Annotated in this window: 5 protein-coding genes; 2 read left to right on the top strand and 3 right to left on the bottom strand. The window is 66.7% G+C overall.

Annotation, left to right across the window (positions count from 1 at the left end):
* Positions 1–306, top strand: a 306-nt coding sequence (locus tag R3175_RS17930) for a pyrimidine/purine nucleotide monophosphate nucleosidase domain-containing protein (RefSeq protein WP_318945711.1), incomplete at its 5' end; no start/stop codon positions are given.
* 125 nt (positions 307–431) lie between these two features.
* Here the strand turns inward: R3175_RS17930 and R3175_RS17925 are convergent.
* A complete protein-coding gene (locus tag R3175_RS17925; RefSeq protein WP_318945710.1) occupies positions 432–761 on the bottom strand; it encodes a cytochrome c in 330 nt (109 codons plus the stop codon).
* Between the two features lie 280 nt (positions 762–1,041).
* On the opposite strand from R3175_RS17925, the gene R3175_RS17920 reads away from it, so the two are divergent.
* Complete coding sequence (locus tag R3175_RS17920) at positions 1,042–2,142, top strand: enoyl-CoA hydratase/isomerase family protein (protein WP_318945709.1); 1,101 nt, start codon at positions 1,042–1,044, stop codon at positions 2,140–2,142.
* A 7-nt stretch (positions 2,143–2,149) separates the two neighbouring features.
* Here R3175_RS17920 and R3175_RS17915 read toward each other — a convergent pair whose 3' ends face one another.
* Both R3175_RS17915 and R3175_RS17910 read right to left on the bottom strand, forming a co-directional pair.
* Positions 2,150–2,845, bottom strand: coding sequence for an ankyrin repeat domain-containing protein (locus tag R3175_RS17915; RefSeq protein ID WP_318945708.1), 696 nt, complete (start codon positions 2,843–2,845; stop codon positions 2,150–2,152).
* Positions 2,846–2,948: 103 nt separating this feature from the next.
* The coding region (locus tag R3175_RS17910; RefSeq protein WP_318945707.1) for a GNAT family N-acetyltransferase at positions 2,949–3,773 on the bottom strand (825 nt) is incomplete at its 5' end.

The raw sequence follows: 3,773 nt of genomic DNA, 5'->3' as shown, positions 1-3,773 counted from the left end.
TTCCAGCTGCCGTTCGAGCCCGATCATGAAAAAATGCGCTCGCTGGCGCTGCATCAGGAGCAACCGGTGCACCTGATTGCCGCCAACCTGCGCAAGGCCTTCAGCGGCATCGTGGCCGGTAACGTCAAGGAGAGCGGGATTCGCCAGGTCCAGGAGAAAGGCCCGTTCGAGATAGCGGGGGATCCGGCTTTGCTGGCACCGCTGGAGGCCATGCTGGAGGCGTTCGTCAAACAGAACCGGATGAAACTGCCTGGCGCCGTGGCCTACCGGCCCAGCTACCGCATCGTCCGGGGCGCGGCCGCCTGAGCCCCTGACAGCCTTAAGAGCGGTGTTGCGGCGACTCGATTCGGAACCACCAAACCTTCGCCACCGCGCCTTGCTCTCAAGGCTTTCCGGGGCTCAGTAGATCAACGAACTAACCAGATGGGACACTAGCCGCCCGCCGGCAGGCTGGAGAAGTAGGCCGCCAGGTTGGCAATGTCCTCGTCGCTCAACGCCGCAGCCTGGCCCTGCATGATGGGCGCCTGGCCACCGTTGCGCTGCTTGGTCTTGTAGGCCTTCAAGGCGTTGACCAGGTAGGCTTCGTTCTGCCCGGCCAGATTCGGATAGCCCGGCATCTGGGCGATGCCGTTCTGGCCGTGGCAGGCGCCGCAGACGGCCGCCCTGGCCTTGCCCGCCGCCGCATCACCGGCCACCGCCAGGGTGGGTACGGATACCGCCATGGCCACCACGCCGGCCACCGCCAATTGCTTCACGTTCATGGACTCTACCTCTCATCGTTATGGATTCCGGGCCCGGACTTGGGAGCCTCTGAGTAACGCCTGAATGCGCTGGAGTTATAACATAGCGCCCGGATCCGACAAATGCGATAGATCAAGTTGCTACTTTGGCCGCGACGCCCTTACTACTGAAGACCCCCTTCGACGTTCGTCCCCTTCCCATCCGGGCATACTCGCGGGACAGTCTGTGGCAATATGCCCGGAGTCCCCGCCGGTCCAAGGGGACGTGCCATTGTTCGAATCAGATACCGGAGAAGTGATCATGCCCATTCAGGTCCAAGAGCTGCCTTGCCAGAGCGGCGTCATCGGCGTCCTTACCCTGGATTCACCGGCAACGCTCAATGCCCTCACCGAGGCCATGATCGACGACATGCAGGCGACCCTGGACCGCTGGGAGCAGGATCCGCAGATCTGCCTGGTACTGTTGGACGCCAACGGCGACCGCGGCTTCTGCGCCGGAGGCAACATCCTGGCCCTGTACCAGGCCATCAGCACCGGCGACCAGGATACCCCACAGCGGTTCTTCAGCAAGGAATACCGGTTGATGTACCAGTTGCACCGGTTCGCCAAGCCGGTGGTGGGCTGGGCCCATCGGGTGGTCATGGGCGGCGGCATGGGGCTGTTGTCCGCCTGTCGCTACCGACTGGTGACGCCGGATCTGATGATGGCCATGCCGGAAATCAGCATCGGCCTGTTCCCGGACGTCGGCGCCAGCTGGTTCCTCAACCGCCTGCCAGCCGGGCTCGGCCTGTTCCTGGGCCTAACCGGTGCCCGCCTCAACGCCGCCGATGCCCTGCGGGTGGGACTGGCGGACTTCGCCGTGCAACCCGGTCACAAAGCCAGCCTGCTGGACCAGATTCAGAGCCAGAGCTGGACCGGCAACGTTGCCGGCGACGACAACCGGCTACACCGGCTGCTCAACCGGCTGGAAGGCCCGAAGCACGCAGAGATGCCGGCCAGCAACCTGGCCAACCACGAGCGCCGCATTGCTTACCTGTGCCGGCAGGGCGAGCTGCCCGAGATTGTCGACCGGTTGCTCAATGAACCGGACGGGGATGCATGGTGGCAGAGCGCCATCGCCAACCTGCGGGAAGGCTGTCCGGTCACAGCCTGGCTGGTCAATGAGCAGTTGCAACGAGCCCAGCAGATGTCGCTGAAGGATGTATTGGCGATGGAACTGGCCATGGCGCTGACTTGCTGCCGTCGTCCGGACCTGCCGGAGGGTATCCGGGCCCGGTTGGTGGACCGGGACCAGGCGCCCCGCTGGAGCCACCCAACCGTTCGCGAGGTGGAGCAGGAGGTGGTGGCGGCCCACTTCACCGCGCCCTGGCCAGAGGGCGAATGCCCGTTGCAACTGGACTGAAGGGAAGCTACCGAGCGCCGGCCTGGATCAGCAGCAGCTGCAGGTCGTGGTTGCCGCTGGCCCGGGCCAGGTCCAGCGCGCTCTGCCCGTCCGGCGCCCGGTAGTTGACGTCGGCCCCCGCCGCCAACAACGCCTCGGCGGTCAACAGGTCGCCGCTGGCGACAATGTGCATCAGCAGGGATTGGCCGTCCTGCGCGACATTGACGTTGGCCCCCGCCGTCAGCAGCACCCGGACCACCGCCAGATGGCCGGCCCGAGCCGCCAGGGATACCGGCGTCTGGCCTGCCCGCCCCTCGGCATTGACATCGGCCCCCGCCGACAGCAGCAACTGCACCAGCCGCCGCTGGCCATTGGCGGCCGCCACCATCAACGGCGTCACCCCATCGGCCCCGACGTAATCCGGCGCCGCGCCCCGGCTCAGCAGATACCAGGCGATCTGTCCCTGGCCGTCGGCAACCGCCCGGGCCAACGGGGTGCCCTGCTCGGTCAGGGTATTGACCGGCGCGCCGGTCTCCACCAGCTGTTCCACCCGTTCCAGGTCGGCGGCCGCCACCGCCTGCAGCAAGGGCGCAGTGTCAGCGCTGCCGCGCTGCTGGGTCAGGTTGGCCGGCGTTGGATCGTGGGCGCAGGCGCTGATCAGGACAGTACCAAGCGCGAACAGCACACTGGCAAGGAGGGGTCGGGCAATTCCATTGGCCACCATAATGAGGGTCTCTGACTCTTGATAGGTTGACCGCATTCTCGGCCGATGGTGGTGCCAGTTAAATCGAGCGGTTCACAAGTTGGGGATTTTCGGAGTGTCTCGATCAGCCATCCGGACTGTCCAGTAGCGTCCGCACCAGGGCTCGCAGGCGCTGTTCGCCGTCGCGCCGGCCGGTGCAGTCGCCACTGGCCTGAAGCTGCGACCATCGCCAGCCCTGCATCACGGCACGCACCCACAGGTTCGCCTCCGACGCCAGCCGTGCCGTCGCTCGCGGCTGGCCGGTGATCAGGCGCAGTACCGGCAGGCTGAGCTCGAAGCCCCGATACCCTTCGGCAAACGCCTGCAGCTCCCGCCGGTCCTGCCGGTTCAGTGGCGGGCCCGGCGGCAGGCTTGCGGTCAGGGCCAGCACCAACTCCGGGGCCAGCTCGCTCCATATGGTGGGCACCAGCGTCGACCAATGCTCGGCCAGGCGCTCGCGGACACGGGCCACCAGTGACTGTCCTGCCTCACTCACGCCGTCCAGCAACTGCACCGCGTACTCGCCGCTGCTGGCCTCGCGATGCAGCCCCAGGCGTACCAGCGGCAGGCCACAGCGCTGCCAGAAGGCCAGCAGCTCCGCACTGGCACCGAAACTGGTCCCCAGGCCGTCCAGCTGCTGGCCAGCGGCATGATCCCGCGCCGCCCGCACCAGTTGCCGGCCCACGCCACGACGACGGTAACGGGCGTCAACGGCGACCCGAACGATCCGCAGCAGGTGCAGGCCGGCGGCTTCAGCGAAGCCACTGTGACTGGCCAGCGACTGGGGCAGCAGATGGCCACGCAGACGCCGCTTGCCTGCCATCACCTGCTCGGCCAGCTCCGGTGACAAGCCGCCTTCCAGCGAGGCCCACAACACCCCCACCAAGACCCCATTGCAGGTGGCCCGCCA

It is taken from the genome of Marinobacter sp. (genome assembly GCF_033722735.1).
Classification (GTDB): Bacteria; Pseudomonadota; Gammaproteobacteria; order Pseudomonadales; family Oleiphilaceae; genus Marinobacter.
Note: the sequence above shows the minus strand (reverse complement) of the source record. Positions and strands in the feature narration are given on the sequence as shown.